Below are 17,999 nucleotides of genomic sequence, written 5' to 3'. Positions count from 1 at the left end.
CTTTGTTTACTTTGTTGCGAGCGCGATATCGGAACTTGGTTGTGACGCAGCTGTGCGTAAGCGCACCGCTGTCAGCAAGTGAGTGAGCGAAAGAACTACGTGGTGGAGGTGAGAAGTCATGCGGCGTCAAGATTCCCCGCCCTTTGCAGCAAACACACTGATTCCTCTTCAGAATCCGGTCTTTCGTTCGATCTGGACAGCCACGCAGATATCCAGCCTTGGCTGGCTGGTGCAGAGCGTGGCTATAAGCTGGCTTATGGCAACGATTTCAGCCTCCGATCTGATGGTTGCGCTCGTGCAGGCTGCATCGACACTGCCCGCCTTCTTCTTGTCGATCCTTGCTGGAGCGATTGCAGACAGCTTCAGCCGCCGCGGCGTGATGCTTGCCGGACATTGCCTGATCGCACTGGCATCCACGGCGCTGGCTCTCTCTGTTGGACTGGGCTTTGTCAGTCCATGGCTGATCTTGGGACTGAGTTTCTTGGCGGGATGCGGCTTTGCCTTGAATGATCCAGCCTGGCACGCCTCGGTCGGCGACATCCTGGAAAAGCGCGACATACCCGCTGCAGTGACGCTGATGTCGGTGGGGTACAACGTGGTTCGGAGCATAGGACCGGCGCTGGGCGGTGTAATTTTGGCTTTGCTGGGCCCCCTTACGGCTTTCGCCTTCGCTGCGCTGACCGACCTGGTCCCGTTGAGCGCTGTGCTGCGCTCCAAGTGGCAAGTTCGCTCTTCGCCTCTTCCGCGCGAGCGGATGACGACGGCCATTCATGATGGCATGCGCTTCACGGCAATCTCCTCGGAGATCAGAGTGGCGATCGTGCGTGCAACCCTGTTCGGGCTGTCAAGCATCTCGATCCTTGCTCTGCTCCCCCTCCTAGTTCGCGACCAACTGGCGGGGGGGCCAATTGTTTACGGCGTCCTGTTGGCCGGCTTCGGCACAGGCGCCTTCATCGCGGGCATTGGCAATAGCTACTTGAGACGCATCACGTCCCAAAATCGATTGATCACGCTCGCGTCCGTTGCTTGCGCAACGTGTTGCCTTTTACTGGCTCTCACATCATCGGTGGCTGTAGCAGCGATCGCGCTTGCAATCGCTGGCGCAGGCTGGGTTGTCACCTGGACCGGAACCGACGTGTGTGTGCAGTTGGCAAGCCCAAGGTGGGTCGTTGGTCGCACCCTGTCGATCTATTACGCCCTGACCTACGGCGGCATGGCAGCGGGCAGCTGGATCTGGGGTGCTGTCGCGCAGTACTATTCCCTGACGTGGGCTTTGGAAGGTGCTGCAGCGGCGCTGTTGCTGGTTGCAGCTGTGGGAAAGCTATTGCCGGTACGGCTATGGGAGGAATCGGATCAAGGGGCCTTCGACTTCAGGCCACCAGAACTGGCCCTCGATTTGAAGCCCAGGAGCGGCCCGATCGTGATCAAGGTGGAGTACTCGATACCGGAGGAGAATATCGAGGAATTTCTGAGCTGCATGCGCGAAAGGCGGCGCGTACAGAGCCGTGCCGGTGCGCGGGACTGGACCCTCCAGCGCGATCTTCAGAACTCGACTCTTTGGACCGAGACATTCCGCACGCCGACATGGACGGACTATCTTCGTCTAAACCATCGGCTAACGGTGACTGACAGGGAGGTAGGCGAGCGCCTTGCCGCTCTGCAGGTCGGTGATTCTCCTCCTCGTCTCTCACTTTCGATCGAGCGGTCGACAAGCCCCGCCCCCGGCAGCCAAGTCCAGCCTGTCCCCTTTGTATCGCGCCCGTAAGGAAACCAGTAACTTTTCTGGGTTCGGGTTCGGACACGGGAATGGCCGAGACCTACTCCTTCTTTCGTCGGGTCTGCCCGGATCGCCATACGTTGCGGCCGGTTAGGCGAGCATGAGGATTTGTGTGGCACGTATGTCCACCACGGGCCCATGTCCAGCCCCACCGCCTCTGGCATCAGATCGGCTTGGGCAGGGGTTCAGGTCGCCTGTCCCCCTGCATCGCGGCGAGCGGTTCGGTGCTGGAGAAAGCGGTTCAACAGGGCGGCCGTAGGGGCACCAGCATAGCGCCGCCGTCAGGCGCGATGCGGACCGACAGCCCCGACGAAGGGCGCTGATTGATCGACTGAAATTGGATCGGGTCATTTTATCAGCTGACATAATCCATGAATTTTTCACGATGCTTCAGCACGCGCCTGAATTTTCTGCGTTTAGCTGCAGCGAAGGTCCCGGTGGTGCGGTGGAAGCGCACCCGGGGCATTATTTGATGCAGCCATCCAGGACTGCTGCATTGCCACAGCAGTGGTCACAACCTGCTAGGCGGGCTTCCTGGAGATGAACGCGACGATTGGTCAGAAGCGCTTCTATTGGCTGCGCTCGGCGCCAGACGGTCGCGGAGCTTCAAATCTGATCGGGCTCCCGAGCGAATTGCCGTCCTACGAGCATTCGGGACCGATCCCGGCCTACAGGCACGCCTTACTTCGGGCGGCGGATCAAGTGATCCGTGAGGGGAACGCCACGCCGGCATGGCTCGCCAATGATTTCAATGCCAACTGTCGGCAGTCACATCATAAATTATGCATAGCTCCGCGACACATATCCAAGGTGGCGCACAATCCTGCGAATTGTCATCGCTGTGACAACAATCGCCGCACCAAGCAAAGTGGCGAACTCGATTCTGCTCGTGAGATCCCAAAGCTCTCCGAACGGTATTAGATCCATGAAGCGAAACACGGCACCCTGAAGCAGGTAAAGCAGCAGTGTGCTCTGACCAAGCTCCACCGCGACAAAGCGAGCTACGCGAGTTGAATAGCCAACTCTCCAGCATAGGAATATAAGCTGCATCGCCACTGCAGAAGTTGCTACCGAGCCAGCGAACATCAGCAACACTTGTTTTGCCGACTGTGCATCGCAGATCAAAACGAGATTGTTGTAGACGTACGTCTCCTTTCCCCAAGCAAGAAAGCACATGAACTCAGCCATAGAAAGTAACACCACAAAAATAGCCTTGTAGCGCCTGATGCTAGCTGCTGCCATCCGATCGGCTGCGCAAACAAGAACCCCAAACAAAAGAATGGGTATGCGTATCGTACCAACGGGGTTATTGACCACGGGACGGGCGCGAATGCGATCGCAATTGCAGATGCGCCTATGATCCACACCGACGAGCCATTGAAAGTCGTGAGCAACTTAATAAGGACGAAGGACGCGAAAGCTGCCCAGATGAACCAGTATGTGCCAATGAACTCCCTAAAAAAATCCAACATTCCACTGGTTAAACTGTTCGCCGAAGACATTACGGCGGCCTTCGATATCCAAATCAACGCACACCAAAAAAGCATGGGCAATACTAGTTGCATTGCTCGATCACTGACGCCTTGATGGAACGATTTGCGCAGAATCGCTCCCGAAGAAAGATATCCACTTATCGCCATAAAGAGAGGCATATGAAACATGTAGATTGACTTAAAATATGGGCGACAGCCAAAAGGCGTCAGTGCCTCGATAGACAACATATTGCAATAGATGCCCAACTATCACCAAGATAATGAGTACGCCTTTGGCGAAATCGAAGCTTAGGTCTCGGGCCTTTGCCGCTTCTGGGCGCGAGTCTCGCCCCTTCGAACCGACTGTTTTGTGATTAAGCATCAGACCTCCAGCCGATATCCTGCCGTTACTGCTCCCACTTTGCTTCTAGAGTGGTTCACGCAGGGCATCTTCGGATCCCATTCTGGATTGTCGCATCCCAATCCAGCCGGTAATGGAGAGGATGGAGGGCCGCAGCACGACACAAGCGGAACAGGCCTGTTCTGGGCTAGAAGGCCGCAATATTTCCATTGAACTTCGTCCTCATCGCCTAAATAGCGGCAGTGCCGCCGCCTGGAATGTGGATCAACCGGAACTCAGGCTCGCGCCGGCCAACTTCGATTGGTTTCGAATGGTCAAGCGGCGCCGGTCGGTCCATAAGCCTTCCTCAAGAAAACGGATGGTATCCGCTATTCTCTTTGGTCGGTAAAATCGATTGTGTTTATGGAAAGCATGCGCACGATGAATACATGCGCATCAGGCACGTGACTGCCCACGGATAGGACTTTGCTTCGGGGGTCACCGTCCTTTCGCGACTCTTGCAGTGCATGGATGAGGCGGCAATTCCCGCGGCGCAGCACCTTTCGAGCGCGTGCCACAAAATCGCTGGGTTCGACCTGCGCGGCGACTGGGTGGAGATCCGCCTGATCTAAAGCGTCACCATCCGACGGGCAACATCTCACGACGCGCCGGTCAGCTTGGCCAGCATCCGCCCTTGCGCTGCGTGCGATCGCCTCCTGATGGCATCGAGCAACACCTTCTTGAAATCGGCCTGTGCCGGCAATTTTGTCGTAAAGTTCATGGTGGCGACTCCCGCACGCGCGCAGGACAGCCGGCAGATCGCGCATCTTGGCGATCAATCCTGCCATTCGGCCCGTCGTCTTCTTTATTCCAATCGAGATCGCAATCAGGTCCGGCCGGTCACGCAGTGAACTGTTCTCCCTCGAGCAGCCACGTCGGCGCCGCTCAGAATCTTCGACGAGCGCGCCAGGACAGCATCGATCTCCGCAAATTCTTGCCAGCAGATCGTCCTCACATCATCATGCCCTTGGCTTCAACCGGGCTGGTGCCCTCCCCTTCCCGGCTTTTTGTCCCGACGCTCGGGTCGCGCCGCCCGGCCCGGTCAAGGCCAAAAAAATCGTCGCGGCTGAGCGCCCACTCCGGCTTCTGCCAAATATTCGTCGGCGGGTTCGCAGCACCGCGGGCGCACGGGTGAGCTCGTGGGTAGGAGTGCGGATGGAAGTAGGCGATGCACATCGTCACCAGCACCTCAGATTGTGTGAGGCCCACGGCTCGCTCGTTTCCGCCGACGGCGGCGCGGCGGGCGTCGGTATACGCAGGGCGGGTCCGTCGCCTTGGCCTCAGTTTCGGGGCAATGGCAAGCCCCGGTCCGCGCGGCGCCGAGTTGGGCGGAAAGATCGACGGCGCGCAACGCGGGGGCTCCTACGCGACGAGCAGTTTTTTCCCCCGGTCTGACCCGGCCTCGACTCCAGATGCCGCAATGACCGTCGCGGCCCGGCGCGATTGATCGGGTCTCATGCCCAAAGCTGCCTCGGTGCCCAGTAGCGGCACCGCATGGCCCCACCCAGGCGCTGCGCCAGTAAAGCGTCGGCGAGCCAGCATCCGACGGTGCGTTCGAAGCGATCTCATTCGGCGGCCATGATCGCGCACGTCAACATGCCGCAGCCGAAAGCTGCCGAAGCTCGTCTGGCCAGGTCGCTGACCGCCTCGTCGTCGCGGGCGACGACCGAAATCTTCCCCACCGCAGCGAGGTTTCTCCCGTTAGAAGATCCTCAGCGGGATGGGCTGCCAGTTCACGCCCGGTCAACAGCATCCGGCCCGCGGGTCGACCTTGTCTCCCGGTCGTGTGAGCAGAAGAACATCGCGAAGTGCGGCTTCATCCTCGACGCCGCGAGCCTGCTTCGCCGTACCACGGCCGCCGAAAGCCCTAGGCGCTGTCACCAGGCGCCAGCCCACCTCTCTAGCTGGCGGACCATCTCATCGAGCGCGCCGATGGCCGCACCGTCAGTGATTGCAATGTCCTCAATGCGCCGCAACTGTTTGGGTCGGGGGCAGCCCTGCGCAACCAGGCCGGCACCGCCGCGTCGGCGCGGCTTCCGTGGCACCGGGAAGAGTGCCGTGGTGGCGCAGGAGGGTTTTGGCTCAGAATCATGGAACACGATGAATCATCGCGGCGCTTTTTGTAGAGCGAACGATAAGTCTTGCACGACCAGCCATTTATCCCTCGCGAGATCAAATGCCGCGGGCAATTAGCAGGCGAACTCCGTCCGGACTGAGTACCTGTTTCAACGCGGGCAAAAGAAGTTGTGTAGCCATGTCACGAAATGCTTGGTCCGCTTCTCTGCCGGCCGATGGTCCATGAAATCCCCTCTGCACGCACGACGCCGGAAACCTCCTTGCCGATATGATGCTCAAGCACCGGCCGCCATGGCACCAGCGTGAACTCGCGCGATTTCTCGATGACAGCGTATTTTCCGCCGGCGAGCTCGACGGAGCGGCGGAGCGTGCCTTCTATTCGATCTCCACTCTGGGCTTCAGAATAGGGCAGACCGAGTTCGTTCGACAACTGGCCGGCCACGCGGTTCAACTCGCGTTGGCGCAGCATCGAAAGCATGTTGGCGCGATAGACGATCCGGTCCTGCTCTTCCCGAGCAAGACCTTGCGCAATCAGCCACTGCCGTCGGCGGCCTTGCGCCTCTCGGACATCGCGGCCGAAACCAGAGCTGTGCAAGGCCTCCGGTATGTCGGAAACCAGCTCTCGATCGAGCCAGGTGGCGCCGTCGAAGCTGACTTGTTGTTCCAGCGGCGTCGATGGGAGCTTGTCAACCGTGACAGGCTCGGCCCCGGCCCGCTGACGCTCGTAGTCAGACACACGGTCGAGATGATCCGGTGCGACGATCCAGGTGCCGTCCGGCTCGCGCTCGACACGACCGGTCGCCCGGCGGATCGCCTCCAGTCGCCGCACGTGCGTTTCGGCAAAGCGTTCGGTGGCCGACGGGTCATGCTTGAGATGGATATCGATGCTGTAGCGCCCGTCATGGGCCGTGGCGATCTCGGCAATTGTGCGGTCGACTTGCCTTGGCCCGGTGTCCCTCGGCGTGACCCGCACTATGCAGCCCTCTGGCGTCGGTTGGGTGGCCTCGCCTTTGCCGATATCAACATAGTGGCTTTTGCCGTCCACGCCGTCGACGACGAGGTAATGGCGGTCAGTGATTTCGTCGGCCAGGCCGCGCGCAACGATGCGGCCGACGACAGGCTGCATCTGCTCTGCAGATCGATCATGGACAACATAGTCGGCGGCACTGCGGGCGAGCCCCTTGCCGGTCAGTTCGCGGTGCATGGTCTTGATGATGTCGCCCCGCTCGCCTGTGCGGCGCAGCGTCGCTTCAAGCTCGCCATCAAGGCGCCAGCGGCCCGAGCCGATTTCCTCAGCCAGACCCATCCGCTCGAGCTTGCGCAGGCGGCCCTGGTGCAGCGTCTGGCGAAACGTGTTTCGGCGGGCCGGTGAGACATGCCCCTCATGGTCGCGGATGCGGAGCAGCTGCCGATCGATGCTGGTGAAGCGTTCCCGCTCCATTTCCTGGCGCAGGCGTTGCTCGATCTCGCGGTCCGTTCTCGGGCCAAGGTCGAGGCTGACCAGCTCGGCCGCCCGTTCACGGATTCCAGACGAGATGTAGTCTCGCGCGATGACAAGATTTTCGCCGCGGTCGTCCCTGCCGCGGACGATAATATGGGTATGCGGATGACCAGTGTTGAAATGATCGACAGCGACCCAGTCGAGCTTTGTGCCGAGGTCTTCTTGCATCTGCGCCATGAGGCGCCGCGTGAGCGGCTTGACGTCGTCATACTCGATGCCGTCTTCAGGGGCGACGATGAAGCGGAACTGATGCCGGTCGCCATCGGCACGATCGATGAAGGCCTTGCCATCAACGCGGTCGCTGTCGGCGCTATAGAGCTCGCCAGGCTCGCCTTCGCGGGTGACGCCGTCGCGCTGGAGGTAGCGAAGGTGTGCACGTGCCCCGTCAACACCCTTGCCGGCCAGCTTGACGATACGCGCCTTGACGACGGTGCGCCGCTGCCGAAACGCCGCGTGGGGGTCGCGCGCTCTGAGAACGGCGGCAGCAGCCCCGCCGCGCCCCGCCCGGCTTCCGATGAAGCGGCCACGGCGACCGCTGCCGCCGCCGGCTCGGTTGATCGCGGCGCGGATCTGGCCGGCGAAACGCTTGCCTGCCTTCGAGCCGCGCGATCCGATTTTGCCCAGGCTCGGCTTGAACTCTTCATCCTGCATTGAGCCTCCTAGCAATCTTGAGCAGAATCAAAGCTTTGTCGGCAGAAGCTCTCCTGACGCTGAAGGCAGCCTCCATGAAAAACGATGTGCAGACAAAGACTTCGCCGCCTCCAGGAGGCGATGCCTTTATCTTGCCTTCCCGGACCTGCATCCCTGCCCCGCCCGACCCACGGTACCCCTGCCCTCACCTGCGATCCGGCCGGCCTGACCTTGCTCGCTCCGATCCGAGCGGCACCACAATTTGGCCATTCGGATCGGTCGCGGAAACACCGTTTCGCAGGATAAACAGCGACTGCCCGGACGGGATTTCCGGCGCTTTTCCGGAACGGGATTTGCCGGTGAACGCGTCCATGTCGGCGGCCGAGATCCCCGCCGCCTTGAGCTCTTCCAGATACGAAACCGTCTCGCTGGGCAGCGGTCGCCCACGCTGCAAATGCTGTTCGTAGCGGTCCGGCCCAGCGTTATACGCGGCAAACAGGCCGGGAAAGCCGAAGCGGTCATACATGGCGCGCAGATAGGCAGTGCCTGCCAGAATGTTGTCGCGAGGGTCGTGCGGATCGGCTCCCAGGCCAAGCTCTGCGCGCATCTCCTCGTAGGTGCCGGGCATCACCTGCATGAGGCCAATGGCGCCGGCGTGTGAGGCGATCGGCCGTCCGTCCAGCCTTGTCTGCCCCCGGCTTTCGGCATCCATGACGGCATAAATCCAGGGCTGTGGAATGCTGAAACGCCGGCTTGCCTCAGCTACGTAGTGCTGCCATCTTGCCAGCTGCGGACCACGGGAGATGGCGGCCGGCTGAGCGTCGGTCGCGGCGGAACAGGCGCATGGCGCTATCGCGACCATGCCCAGCATCAGGAGGGTTACTCGGTCCATAGCGGCACGAGCCTCCCGGCAATATTTTCGGCCGGCACCGGCCCGAAATAGCGGCTGTCGAAGGAGCGGTTTCTATCGTTGCCGAGCAGGAAAAACTCGTCGGCGGCGAGCTTGCGGCAGGCATTCCACCAAGGCAGCGGACGGTGCTGCGTGTCGGTTGCCAGCCGGCGCGCGACAATCTCGCCGCCGATGATGATGGCGTCGCCGAAGGCGCAGACATGCTCGCCAGGCAGCGCGGCAAGGCGCTTGACCAGCGGCACATTGCTGGGCAGATAGAAGCGTTCGGCGGCGAGATCGGCGACCGGTTTTGGCGGGCGCACGAGCACCAGATCGCCACGAGCCGGTGATCCGGACGCGAGGCGATAGAGGCCGACCGGCGCACTGGCCGAGGCATTCCAGACCAGCCAGGGCGATGGGTTGTCGAAAGCGGCGAAGCCGATCAGGCCGAGGCCTATTGTGGCCACGGCGATCGTCTTGCGCGCCCGAATGCGCCGCACATGGCTGCCGATCAGACGGATAGTGGGACGCCGGCTCATGAGCGGCCTCCCTCACCGGCCGAGCCGGAATTGTGCCCGCCATCCTCGGGCCTGGTCGCCTGCGCGCGTCCCTTCGACCAGTCGTCGAGCTCGTCGATGTGATAGCGGACATAGCGGCCGTGCTTGCGAAATTGCGGGCCGCCGCCCTTGAGCCGCATCTTCTCCAGCGTGCGCTGGGACAGCCCGATATAGAAGGCGGCCTGCGCGGTGTTGAGAAACGGACTGCCCTTCTTCGCGCGGGCCGCGCGTTCGTTTTCGTCGTCCATGATGATCCTCGTTTCGCTACGGACAAGCGAAGGCGAGGATCGGCGAGCGAGATCGTTTCGGGGACGGGCGAAGAGTGGGGGGCGAGTTTTCGCCGCCCCTTCTTGAGAAGAGCCCGCGCCGGTTGCGGCGCGGGGCTCGAGGCTGGCGGTTCAGTCGACGGGGTTCCAGATGATGGCGTATGTGTCGTCGTCGTCCTGGCCGGCGGCGCGGCCGAGATTGGCGTAGAGCTTGCGCGGACCGAACTCCGGGGCGGCAATCGACAGGCTCACATAGTCCTTGCCGGAGGTCTCGCCGGTGCGGATCCAGCCGGCCCCTACTTCGACCCCTTGCGTCAGCACCCGAAAGTCGGGATGGGTGTCGGCGCTCTTTGCCTGATTGGGCACGATGTCGATGTCGGCGCGGACGCTGAGCGTCTTGAGCTGGCCCTTGTAGCCGCCGTTTTCCTGTTTGGTGACGTATCCGATCGCGGTCATTTTAGTCTCCTTTTGGTGCTCGCCGGGGACCATTCCCCTGCGATGGCGGACCGTGATGGGCGCGTCCGGACCGCCGGAACCGGGACGGCCGCAGCGATAGCGGAGGACCCGAGCGGACAGCTTTTTTGAAGCGAAGCGGCGCGAGGAAGCCGCCGCAGGCGGCGGGGAAAAAAGCTGCTGGCGAGGGTTTCGGGCGGGCCGGATCCGCCCATAGGTCGTCAAGCCAGCCGCAGGGGAATGGTCCCTGAGACACATGGAGACAGGTGGCGCGATCGGTGGCACAAGAGCGGGCGGCAATGCAGGGGGCTGGCTGCGCGGGCTCTGTCGGCAACCGGATCGGACAATTGGCCCCATGCGCCTGGCGCCTCGGCAAGCAACCCGGCGCGGTGCAGGGCTGCCGAAACGGGCGCGAATTGGCGTCGGGATTTCTCGCGCGCGGCACTGGCTCGACAAGACGCCCAATCGGCAGCCGGCGCGACCCGGAGCGGCGCGCGCGACCTGAGTGGCGGTAATCGAGAGAACCGCCGCTCGGGCCCTGATCGACTATTTGCGGACGAACAGCGGCTGCACTTGTGCCCACTGATCGGCGGTGCCGAAGCCGCCGCGGCTGGTGTAGCTTTCGGCCGGGAATTTCATCCAGCGCGGCAGCCAGGTCTCGATCTTCTGGCGGCCATTCTCGCCCGCCAGGAAGTCGCGGATGATCTTCTTTTGCGTCTTGACCTTCTCGGCGACATTGCCGTCGGCAACAAGCTTGCCGCCGACATCGGCGAGCATCGAATTGGCGATTTCCTTGTCGCGCAAGAGGTCGAAGAACGCATCGTCCGGTTCCCACCATGCGCCCATATCCACGTTCAGATGATTGCCAAGTGCCTCGATGACAGCGCTGCCGGCTGCAAGCGTCTCGGCCATGACAAGGGTGAGAACGCGCATGACATCGTCGTCGCAGAGCGCCAAGAGGCGCGCGAACACGCCGGCGATAGCAAAGGCGTCGCCATTGCCGCCGGCCACCACTCCATCCTCATCCGGTGATCCGACCAGGGCCAACACCTCGCGCCGCTTTTTGCCGAATGCAGCTTCAGCCTTGCAGCCGGCAAGGCTGGCAGTCACCGTCTCGTTGACTGCGCGCTGTGGTTCACGGCGCACCTGCCACAGGCCGGAACCGGTGATGGCGTGCGCCACCACGAGGCGCAGCGCCACGGCGGGATGGTCGAGCATGGCCGCACGCACGGCAGCATGGCGATGCAGATCGACATAGTTCTGCATCGGGCCGGTGAGTTCGGGGCGCGGCGGCTTGGCGGCTGTTTCTTCTTGCTCGCCGCCCTCGCGGGCGCGGCGGACTTGCTTGTGTGACAGCCAGCCCTCGTGACACTCGACCTCGCCGCGATACGTGACCGCGATGAAGACCTTGCCGCCCTTCTTCTTCGGGGTCTTCTCGTGGTCCCATGCGTGGAAATATTGGCCCGGTTCCAGCAGCACCACCTCGCTCCAGCCGTCGTTGAGATAGGTGTCGCGTCTGGTGGCAATCGCTTCGTTCTGCTTTTGCCAGAACAGGTCGGCATCGGCGAAATAGCTGTCCTCGCCGAACAGGTCCGACGTGATCAGGCCGGGATATTCGTCGATGGCAAACAGCGCCACCTTGGTGGAAATCGACTGGCCGCCGAACAGCCATTGCTTCAATTGATAGCCACGCGGCGCGTATTGATCGGGATCGGCACAGAGTGCCAGCCAGTCCTTCTGCTGCGCCTTGGACGCCATGGTGAGATGGCGCACCGTCTCGGTATCGATCTCCTCGCGCCGGTAGGCTTCGCGGATTTTGGGCAAGAGGTCGCCAAGCGCCAGAATGCGTTTGACCTTCAGGTCAGTGATGCCGAAGGTCGCAGCGATATCGGGAACGGTGCGGCCTTGCCTGACGAGCCGCGAAAACGTCTCCCATTGCGATACTTCGTCAGGATCGAGACGGGCGAGGTTTTCGATCAGCGAGGCTTCCAGCGCATCGGCGTCGTCGCCATCCTCCATGATGGCGCAGGGCAAGGGATCGCCTTCGCCGCGCTCGTCGGCAAGCGATTTCGCGGCGAAATAGCGCCGCCTGCCGGCGACGATCTCGAAGCTTTCCGGTTGCCCGTTCGGTCGCACAAGGAGAGGCACCAGCACGCCGCGCGCACGCACGGAGGGCAGGATGTCGGAAATGTCGGGCGCGCGTCTTCCATGGCGCATGTTGAGCGCGGAAATGTTGAGGTGATCCAAGGGGATGTGGGCAAGCTGCATGGCTACTCTCCTTCGCTTTGGTGAGGTTGTCCCCGCCGCAGATGCCGACGGCCGGCGCGGCGGGACGGTTTTTGCGCCTATCGGCGCTGCTGTTCCGCCGTGTCGGGCGGAAGCTCGGAATGGGACTTTGAAAGGGCGTCTGCTGCCTGCCGCAGAAGTCGCTCGGCCTCGGTGATGTGGCCGCAAATGCGGGCGGCTTCGGCATAGGCGGAGAGCGGATAGCGCGCCTGGAAATGCAGGTCGCGCTCGATGCCGAGGCCAAGCGGACCTTTTGCGGATGCAAGCTCGGCCAGACTGACGCTGCCGAGTTCGGGGAAGCCGAAGCCGAGATCGCAAAGGCCGAACAGCGTGTCGCCATCGGCGTCGAGTTCGCTCAGAAGCCACGTGGCGGCACCTGTGGGATTAAACAGTTTCACAACGGGAAAATGGTCGGTTTCGGCGTCGGCGGCGCCATTGGCGAGCAGTCGTGCGCGCAGTGGATCGGTGATCAGGATCATGGAAAGACTCCTTGTCATCAGAACAGGTCGAGTTGATTTCTGCTGGCTTCATCGAAGAGGCCGATATCGAGCGGCTTTTGCGCCGCGCGCGGACACATCGGCGCGTCCATCAGGAGGGTGAGCCGATCGCGCGTGGTGATCGGCCGGACACCGGGAATGAGCATCTGCTCGCCTTGCGGCGTCGGCTCGCTCGCGGTCAGTTGAGGATCGCGCATCGTCATGCCGCAATCCCTTCCTGCGCCTCGCCTTCGGCATCGGCCTGAAGGCCAAGCAGGAAATCGGCGGCCTTGGAGGCAAGACTGGCGGCACGGAAGATCGCGCGGTTGTCCTCGCGCAGCACCTTCAGCCATGAGCCGATGTAATCGGCATGACGCACGGTCGGCTCGATACCGAGATTGCTGCAGACGAAGGCGGCAGTGATTTCGGCGACCAATTCTTCACGCGCGTAAGCCTTGGAGCCGAACGAGCCGGAGAGGTCGCGAGCAAGCCGCGTCGGGTGGCCGGTCCAGTGGCCAAGCTCGTGAAAGCAGGTCCGGTAATAGTCGATCTGCTGATGGAACGCCCGCTGCGGCGGCACCTGAATGTGGTCGCTGCCCGGCATGTAGAAAGCGCGATCGCCGCCGACTCTGAAATCCGCACCGCTGGCGCGAATGAGCGTCTCGGCCTGCGGCACGATCTCGCACTGAGGCAGCGGCTCGGCGGCGGCATAGAGGTCTTCCGGAAGATTATCGCACTGCGCGACATTGAAGACGGTGAAGCGCTTCAAAAAAGGCACGGCCTGTGGTTCATCGCCCTCGTGGCGTGCGCGCTCCTTCTCGTCCTTGGGGACAAAGCGGTCGGCATGCACGATGGTCGTGCCGCGCTCGCCCTTCCTGACGTTGCCGCCAAGGACGAGCGCCTGCCGGAAGGTGAGCCAGTTCTGGCTGGGATAGCTGCGCTCGATGACCGCGCCCCACAGGATGAGGATATTGATGCCGGAATAGGTGCGCCCAGAGGATGCATTCCTCGGCAGGCCAAGGCCTGCCTTTGCGCTGCCCCATGGCTTGACCCATGGCACGGTGCCGCGCTCCAGCTCGGCAATGATGCGGTCCGTGATCTCCTGATAAAGGCTGGCGCTGGGGCGCCCGCCCTTGCCTGCGCCAGCCTCTCCGCTGGCGGAACGCTTGCTGTTTGCATGCATCGTCTCATCCTCCGCTCGCCAATCGCCGCGCCTTTCCCCGGAAGCGGGGTGGGCGGCGAGTCGCGACCGGAAAGGCCCGCCGTGGGAGGCGGACCGCATCCGAAGGACCGGAACGAAGAGGAGGACCCTGAGCGGCACGCGAAGGGTTGCGGGCTGCCGCGGCGGGCCTAGAAGGGAGTGCCGCCCACCCCGCGCCACCGGGAAAGGCCAACAGACAAACCCCGCCGCCCGCAAGGGCGGCGGCCGTCACAGCCCGAAGGGCTGCCCACGCCAAGGGGCGAAGCCGAATGGCCGAGACCGCCTGAGCTTGCCGAAGAAAAGCGGGCTCGGTTCACGAGCACCTGGTGCGCGTCGTCAGGCGCGCGGGCGCCCGCCAGGACGGCAGGCTGGACAGATTTTTCGAACGGATCGCGATAAATACTTCAAATGAATGCTGCACCGAAAACATGTGCGATGCAGCATTTTCGCAAGCATTTACCACGGACGCTCAGACCCGAGACTTCCGCCACCCAGCCTTGCGCGCGGCTTCCTCCGAACAAAACCAGCGCTCGCCTTTCAACAGGTTGATGCGCGTCTCCCAGTAATATTCCTGTCCGGGAACATGATAGATTCGCTCGCCCGTGTTGTAGCTGATATTGGCTTTGATGTTGCAGCCGACAGCGGCAGGGCCGATTTCGAAGGCAAGAAAGCCAGCCAGGATTGTTCCACCAGCAACGATCTTTGCCCACAACGGAACGTCCTTCGAACGATGGCGCTCGCCATACCTGCGACGGTTGTACCGATTGTCTTGATAGCGATGGTTGCCCACGCCCCTTCTCCCCGAAGAGAGAATGCGACGTTTGCAGCCTGGAGTCTATAAGTCTGGTCTAATTCACCGGCCCTGTTCCGAACCATTGAATGAACGGCGCATCCTTACCCGTGATATCCTTCACCGTCTTTAACAGCGCGTCATGGGTGCGTTGAAGAGCCCGGTAATGGTCGCTGCTAGGTGATAGAAGCGGCTGGACGATGCTCTTGTGCAGCCGTTCCGCCTCCGCCAGAAAGCGCTCGATTTCAGCCTGTGAAAGCTGCCTGGAAAGTTTGGTCCTAGCCATTGCGATCTCCGTTGAGGAATCGCCCCACCTAGGATTATCATCCTATATCGGCATGGCCTGGTAAAGACCCACCCGCAGCGGAATGGCAGCTTGCCGAAGAAAAGCGCGCTCGGTTCACGGCACCGGCGCGAGCCGTTAGGCGCGCGGGCGCCCGCTAGGACCGCAGGCTGGACAGAATCTCGCACGGATCAGCGTCAAGCGCCGCAGTTAAGTCGAGAAACTCGATGACGTCGAGACGACGCTCTCCACCCTCGTACTTGGCCACGAAGGATTGGGGACGATCAAGCTTCTCGGCCACCTGCGCCTGAGTCAGGCCTTTGGCCTTGCGCAGGGAAACCAGCTGGGCCAGAAACCGCTGGTGGCGGGGCGATCGAAGAGACTTGGGCATGTAGGCGAACCGGTCGGGTAAAGACCGGATCAGCGACTAATCCCGGTTTCGGATTATCCCATTTTGGGATATGCTGCGGGCGCTCAACAGGCGAGGTTCGCAGGCATGAATCGATCAATGGGAACAGATGAGACTCGAAACTCAACTCTGTGCGACGAAGTCCCCTGGTCGGAGAACCTCACGAGCTACGACAGGGAGCATTTCACGATCTACCTGCGGATCCTGGATGCCTGCGCCGACAATGCCAGCGAAGAGGAGATGGCCGATCTCATTCTCGGCATCGACCCGGCCCTTGAACCGGTCCGCGCCCGCAAGGCTCTTCGCAGCCATATCGACCGGGCGAACTGGATGGTGACGACCGGCTACAAGGAACTGTTCGCCGGCTGACGCACAGCACGGATTGTCATGCTCTTCAAACAAGGAAGTTCAGATACCCGTCACTCATGAGCGCACGGCCGCGAGAGACGGCGCGGCGGGAGCGGTCACAACTGGTTCGCGTGCTGTTTGACTGCCATTTCCAGTGCTTGGCTCAGAGGCACAGCCTTGGAGAACAGGAAGCCTTGAGCGGTTCGGCAGCCAAGCTTGTGCAGGGTTTGCCGATCCGCCTCTGTTTCGACGCCCTCGGCCATGACCTCGATCCCGAGCATGTTACCGAGATCGATGACCGATTTGACAAGCAGTCGGTCCTCTCGGGACTTGGCCAAGCCGCGAATGAAGCCCTGGTCTATTTTGACCTTGCGTATCCGACTGTCCTTGAGCGATGCCAACGTAGAAAAGCCGGTGCCGAAGTCATCGAGCGCGATGGAAATGCCGGCATGTGAAAGCCGTCCGAGCTTTTCATCCACTCTGTCCGGGTCAACCGGGGATTCTTCGGTAATCTCGATCTCGAACATCGTTGCAGGGAGACCTCTTGCCGCCAGACCATCCAGAACCATGTCGTCGATATCGCCGGCTTCCAGTTCGCGCGGTGAAACATTCATCGCCACACGGAGATCACGACAGTCAGCTTTCACCAAGCCGTCGATAAAAGCACAACAGTCGGCGAATACGGTTTGCGTCAGCAGCTGAAGCATTCCGGTTTCGCGTGCAGCTGTGATGATTTCGGGTGGAGAGATGGCACCATGAGTCGGATGGGACCACCTCAGCAAGGCTTCAAAGCCGACCACGGCCTCGGTGTCGAGTTTCACGATCGGCTGGAACCAAGGTTGCAAGCTTCTCGTCTTTATCGCCGAATGAAGGTCCCGTTCGACGGACTGGCGGCGTTGCAGTTCCCTGTCGAGTTCGGCATCGAACAGGCAAAATTCGTTCCTGCCACGACGCTTGGCCGTATAAAGGGCGATATCCGCCCGCAACAACATTTCGGTCAGGCCCGGGCTTTCCGCCAGATATATTCCTATTGATGCCCCGACCCGGACGGACGCGACCTCGATATAGGGGCGGGCAATTTTGGCTATGATATTGGAGGCGAGATCACTGGCAGAAAGCGAAACCCTCGTTGAGGGAAAAAACAGCACGAATTCATCGCCGCCGATACGAGCGAGCGTTGAGCCTTCCGGTGCTTCCTCCTCTATGCGGCGGGCGATCCTGACAAGCAGTTCATCACCGGTCCTGTGACCGTAGGTATCGTTGACGGATTTGAACCCGTCCAGATCAATCAGCATTGCCACGAAGGGGCTATCCGCGGTCTCGAACCGTCCGATAGCGTCTTCGAGGCCACGCCTGTTGAGAAGGGCCGTCAGGTGGTTCTGCCTGGAACTGGCCTTCATCTCCGCCGCAAGCCGCTCGGCCTCATGCCTCAGGCGGCTCGCTTCGCGGAACCGTGCTTGCCCAACAAACGAAGCTCGAACCAAGCCGCCCATGAAGAGCAGAACGGTAAAAGCCAGAATGTAGTCTTCAAAATTGCCTTTCGCCAAAAGGCAACCCACCGTGATGAGGAGCGGAGGTGTGATGAAGTTGGTCGCCGCCGCGGCATACGAACTGCCGTATGTAACCGCACCAGCTGAAATGCCCGCCAGAATGACCAGATGCAGCGGTGCTTGAGGTGTCGTGTATCCACCAGTCAGGACGGCCAGGAAGGACCAGGCAAACCCTGCCAGAAGGGCAAGGATGCCAAACCAGCGAAGCCGCGGCAAACCCCCCACTAATCCGTCATGGCGCCCCGTTTCCTTTAGCTGATAACGCGCGAGTGCAAGGCGGGCGGCATTTATCGCATTGACGACCAGGAACCAGATTGCAGCTGCAAAGCCGCTGCCAGAAAGGGCGTGCACCGCCCAAATCAGGCCTGACAGGATAGCGCTTATCGGCATCGACACGAAGAGGCCGGCCCTCAGGTCAGCAAGCTGATCCTGACGGATTTTGGCCTCCAGCGTGTCTTCATTCTTCGGGGCCATGGACGGACCAGCTTGCTCCCATCGTTGTTCGCGAGGACAAGCTTACGCAGGCCCACTGAAGGACGGGTTAACTATCCAGCAGGGGTAGCCAGTGCGCTCACCATGGCTTCGGGTCGCAGGTCCGCGCGCGTTTCTTGATCCGAATCATGCCAGGATCGGCA

At 61.5% G+C, this 17,999-nt stretch carries 18 protein-coding genes and 1 pseudogene; 3 read left to right on the top strand and 16 right to left on the bottom strand.

Annotation, left to right across the window (positions count from 1 at the left end; translation table 11 throughout):
- Positions 1-118 precede the first annotated feature (118 nt).
- Positions 119-1,765 carry an MFS transporter gene (locus NKI50_RS25580; RefSeq protein ID WP_031194952.1) on the top strand — a complete coding sequence of 549 codons (1,647 nt, stop codon included), beginning with the start codon at positions 119-121 and terminating at the stop codon, positions 1,763-1,765.
- Between the two features lie 546 nt (positions 1,766-2,311).
- Positions 2,312-2,548, top strand: a pseudogene (locus tag NKI50_RS25575) (hypothetical protein); the annotation flags it as partial.
- A 350-nt stretch (positions 2,549-2,898) separates the two neighbouring features.
- Here NKI50_RS25575 and NKI50_RS25570 read toward each other — a convergent pair.
- The 15 genes from NKI50_RS25570 to NKI50_RS25500 all read right to left on the bottom strand — a co-directional run bounded on the left by NKI50_RS25570 (position 2,899) and on the right by NKI50_RS25500 (position 15,448).
- Positions 2,899-3,417: an acyltransferase family protein gene (locus tag NKI50_RS25570; RefSeq protein WP_352717995.1), complete on the bottom strand. Its 519-nt coding sequence runs from the start codon at positions 3,415-3,417 to the stop codon at positions 2,899-2,901.
- A gap of 830 nt (positions 3,418-4,247) precedes the next feature.
- Complete coding sequence (locus tag NKI50_RS25565) at positions 4,248-4,370, bottom strand: hypothetical protein (protein WP_280940434.1); 123 nt, start codon at positions 4,368-4,370, stop codon at positions 4,248-4,250.
- A gap of 230 nt (positions 4,371-4,600) precedes the next feature.
- Positions 4,601-4,858, bottom strand: a complete 258-nt coding sequence (locus NKI50_RS30585; RefSeq protein ID WP_031194954.1) for a hypothetical protein — start codon at positions 4,856-4,858, stop codon at positions 4,601-4,603.
- 1,048 nt (positions 4,859-5,906) lie between these two features.
- Entirely contained in the window at positions 5,907-7,877 is a 1,971-nt protein-coding gene (gene rlxS / locus NKI50_RS25555) for a relaxase/mobilization nuclease RlxS (RefSeq protein WP_352717948.1), read from the bottom strand.
- Between the two features lie 184 nt (positions 7,878-8,061).
- Positions 8,062-8,748 carry a lytic transglycosylase domain-containing protein gene (locus NKI50_RS25550; RefSeq protein WP_352717946.1) on the bottom strand — a complete coding sequence of 229 codons (687 nt, stop codon included), beginning with the start codon at positions 8,746-8,748 and terminating at the stop codon, positions 8,062-8,064.
- Positions 8,736-9,284 (bottom strand): signal peptidase I, encoded by a 549-nt coding sequence (gene lepB, locus NKI50_RS25545; protein WP_352717944.1) that lies wholly within the window; start codon positions 9,282-9,284, stop codon positions 8,736-8,738. The genes NKI50_RS25550 and lepB overlap by 13 nt, the downstream gene beginning before the upstream one ends.
- Positions 9,281-9,550 (bottom strand): helix-turn-helix transcriptional regulator, encoded by a 270-nt coding sequence (locus NKI50_RS25540; RefSeq protein ID WP_352474127.1) that lies wholly within the window; start codon positions 9,548-9,550, stop codon positions 9,281-9,283. Before NKI50_RS25540 ends, lepB begins: the two co-directional genes overlap by 4 nt.
- 150 nt (positions 9,551-9,700) lie before the next feature.
- Positions 9,701-10,024 carry a DUF736 domain-containing protein gene (locus tag NKI50_RS25535; RefSeq protein WP_023672372.1) on the bottom strand — a complete coding sequence of 108 codons (324 nt, stop codon included), beginning with the start codon at positions 10,022-10,024 and terminating at the stop codon, positions 9,701-9,703.
- Positions 10,025-10,567: 543 nt separating this feature from the next.
- Complete coding sequence (locus NKI50_RS25530; protein WP_352717942.1) at positions 10,568-12,289, bottom strand: ParB/RepB/Spo0J family partition protein; 1,722 nt, start codon at positions 12,287-12,289, stop codon at positions 10,568-10,570.
- Between the two features lie 77 nt (positions 12,290-12,366).
- A complete protein-coding gene (locus tag NKI50_RS25525) occupies positions 12,367-12,786 on the bottom strand; it encodes a DUF2958 domain-containing protein (RefSeq protein ID WP_352717940.1) in 420 nt (139 codons plus the stop codon).
- A gap of 17 nt (positions 12,787-12,803) precedes the next feature.
- Complete coding sequence (locus tag NKI50_RS25520; RefSeq protein ID WP_352549568.1) at positions 12,804-13,007, bottom strand: hypothetical protein; 204 nt, start codon at positions 13,005-13,007, stop codon at positions 12,804-12,806.
- Positions 13,004-13,966 (bottom strand): ArdC family protein, encoded by a 963-nt coding sequence (locus NKI50_RS25515; protein WP_352717938.1) that lies wholly within the window; start codon positions 13,964-13,966, stop codon positions 13,004-13,006. Before NKI50_RS25515 ends, NKI50_RS25520 begins: the two co-directional genes overlap by 4 nt.
- A 487-nt stretch (positions 13,967-14,453) precedes the next feature.
- A complete protein-coding gene (locus NKI50_RS25510) occupies positions 14,454-14,774 on the bottom strand; it encodes a sunset domain-containing protein (RefSeq protein WP_352529543.1) in 321 nt (106 codons plus the stop codon).
- Positions 14,775-14,832: 58 nt separating this feature from the next.
- On the bottom strand, positions 14,833-15,060 hold the full coding sequence (locus NKI50_RS25505) for a hypothetical protein (RefSeq protein WP_352529541.1): 228 nt from the start codon (positions 15,058-15,060) through the stop codon (positions 14,833-14,835).
- Positions 15,061-15,214: 154 nt separating this feature from the next.
- On the bottom strand, positions 15,215-15,448 hold the full coding sequence (locus NKI50_RS25500) for a helix-turn-helix domain-containing protein (RefSeq protein ID WP_023679646.1): 234 nt from the start codon (positions 15,446-15,448) through the stop codon (positions 15,215-15,217).
- Positions 15,449-15,565: 117 nt separating this feature from the next.
- Here NKI50_RS25500 and NKI50_RS25495 point away from each other — a divergent pair, with 117 nt between their 5' ends.
- On the top strand, positions 15,566-15,835 hold the full coding sequence (locus NKI50_RS25495) for a DNA -binding domain-containing protein (RefSeq protein WP_023722036.1): 270 nt from the start codon (positions 15,566-15,568) through the stop codon (positions 15,833-15,835).
- Positions 15,836-15,930: 95 nt separating this feature from the next.
- Here the strand turns inward: NKI50_RS25495 and NKI50_RS25490 are convergent, their stop codons facing one another.
- The gene (locus NKI50_RS25490) at positions 15,931-17,838 is read right to left on the bottom strand and encodes a putative bifunctional diguanylate cyclase/phosphodiesterase (protein ID WP_352717935.1); all 1,908 of its coding nucleotides are present in this window, start codon (positions 17,836-17,838) and stop codon (positions 15,931-15,933) included.
- Positions 17,839-17,999 lie beyond the last annotated feature (161 nt).

The organism is Mesorhizobium sp. M0563 (genome assembly GCF_040321065.1).
Taxonomy (GTDB): domain Bacteria; phylum Pseudomonadota; class Alphaproteobacteria; order Rhizobiales; family Rhizobiaceae; genus Mesorhizobium.
Note: the sequence above shows the minus strand (reverse complement) of the source record. Positions and strands in the feature narration are given on the sequence as shown.

Coding starts and splice junctions, on each gene's coding strand:
- NKI50_RS25580 (WP_031194952.1), top strand. CDS start 119: ATGCGGCGTCAAGATTCCCCGCCCTTTGCAGCAAACACACTGATTCCT.
- NKI50_RS25570 (WP_352717995.1), bottom strand. CDS start 3,417: ATGGCGATAAGTGGATATCTTTCTTCGGGAGCGATTCTGCGCAAATCG.
- NKI50_RS25565 (WP_280940434.1), bottom strand. CDS start 4,370: ATGAACTTTACGACAAAATTGCCGGCACAGGCCGATTTCAAGAAGGTG.
- rlxS (WP_352717948.1), bottom strand. CDS start 7,877: ATGCAGGATGAAGAGTTCAAGCCGAGCCTGGGCAAAATCGGATCGCGC.
- NKI50_RS25550 (WP_352717946.1), bottom strand. CDS start 8,748: ATGGACCGAGTAACCCTCCTGATGCTGGGCATGGTCGCGATAGCGCCA.
- lepB (WP_352717944.1), bottom strand. CDS start 9,284: ATGAGCCGGCGTCCCACTATCCGTCTGATCGGCAGCCATGTGCGGCGC.
- NKI50_RS25540 (WP_352474127.1), bottom strand. CDS start 9,550: ATGGACGACGAAAACGAACGCGCGGCCCGCGCGAAGAAGGGCAGTCCG.
- NKI50_RS25535 (WP_023672372.1), bottom strand. CDS start 10,024: ATGACCGCGATCGGATACGTCACCAAACAGGAAAACGGCGGCTACAAG.
- NKI50_RS25530 (WP_352717942.1), bottom strand. CDS start 12,289: ATGCAGCTTGCCCACATCCCCTTGGATCACCTCAACATTTCCGCGCTC.
- NKI50_RS25525 (WP_352717940.1), bottom strand. CDS start 12,786: ATGATCCTGATCACCGATCCACTGCGCGCACGACTGCTCGCCAATGGC.
- NKI50_RS25520 (WP_352549568.1), bottom strand. CDS start 13,007: ATGACGATGCGCGATCCTCAACTGACCGCGAGCGAGCCGACGCCGCAA.
- NKI50_RS25515 (WP_352717938.1), bottom strand. CDS start 13,966: ATGCATGCAAACAGCAAGCGTTCCGCCAGCGGAGAGGCTGGCGCAGGC.
- NKI50_RS25505 (WP_352529541.1), bottom strand. CDS start 15,060: ATGGCTAGGACCAAACTTTCCAGGCAGCTTTCACAGGCTGAAATCGAG.
- NKI50_RS25500 (WP_023679646.1), bottom strand. CDS start 15,448: ATGCCCAAGTCTCTTCGATCGCCCCGCCACCAGCGGTTTCTGGCCCAG.
- NKI50_RS25495 (WP_023722036.1), top strand. CDS start 15,566: ATGGGAACAGATGAGACTCGAAACTCAACTCTGTGCGACGAAGTCCCC.
- NKI50_RS25490 (WP_352717935.1), bottom strand. CDS start 17,838: ATGGCCCCGAAGAATGAAGACACGCTGGAGGCCAAAATCCGTCAGGAT.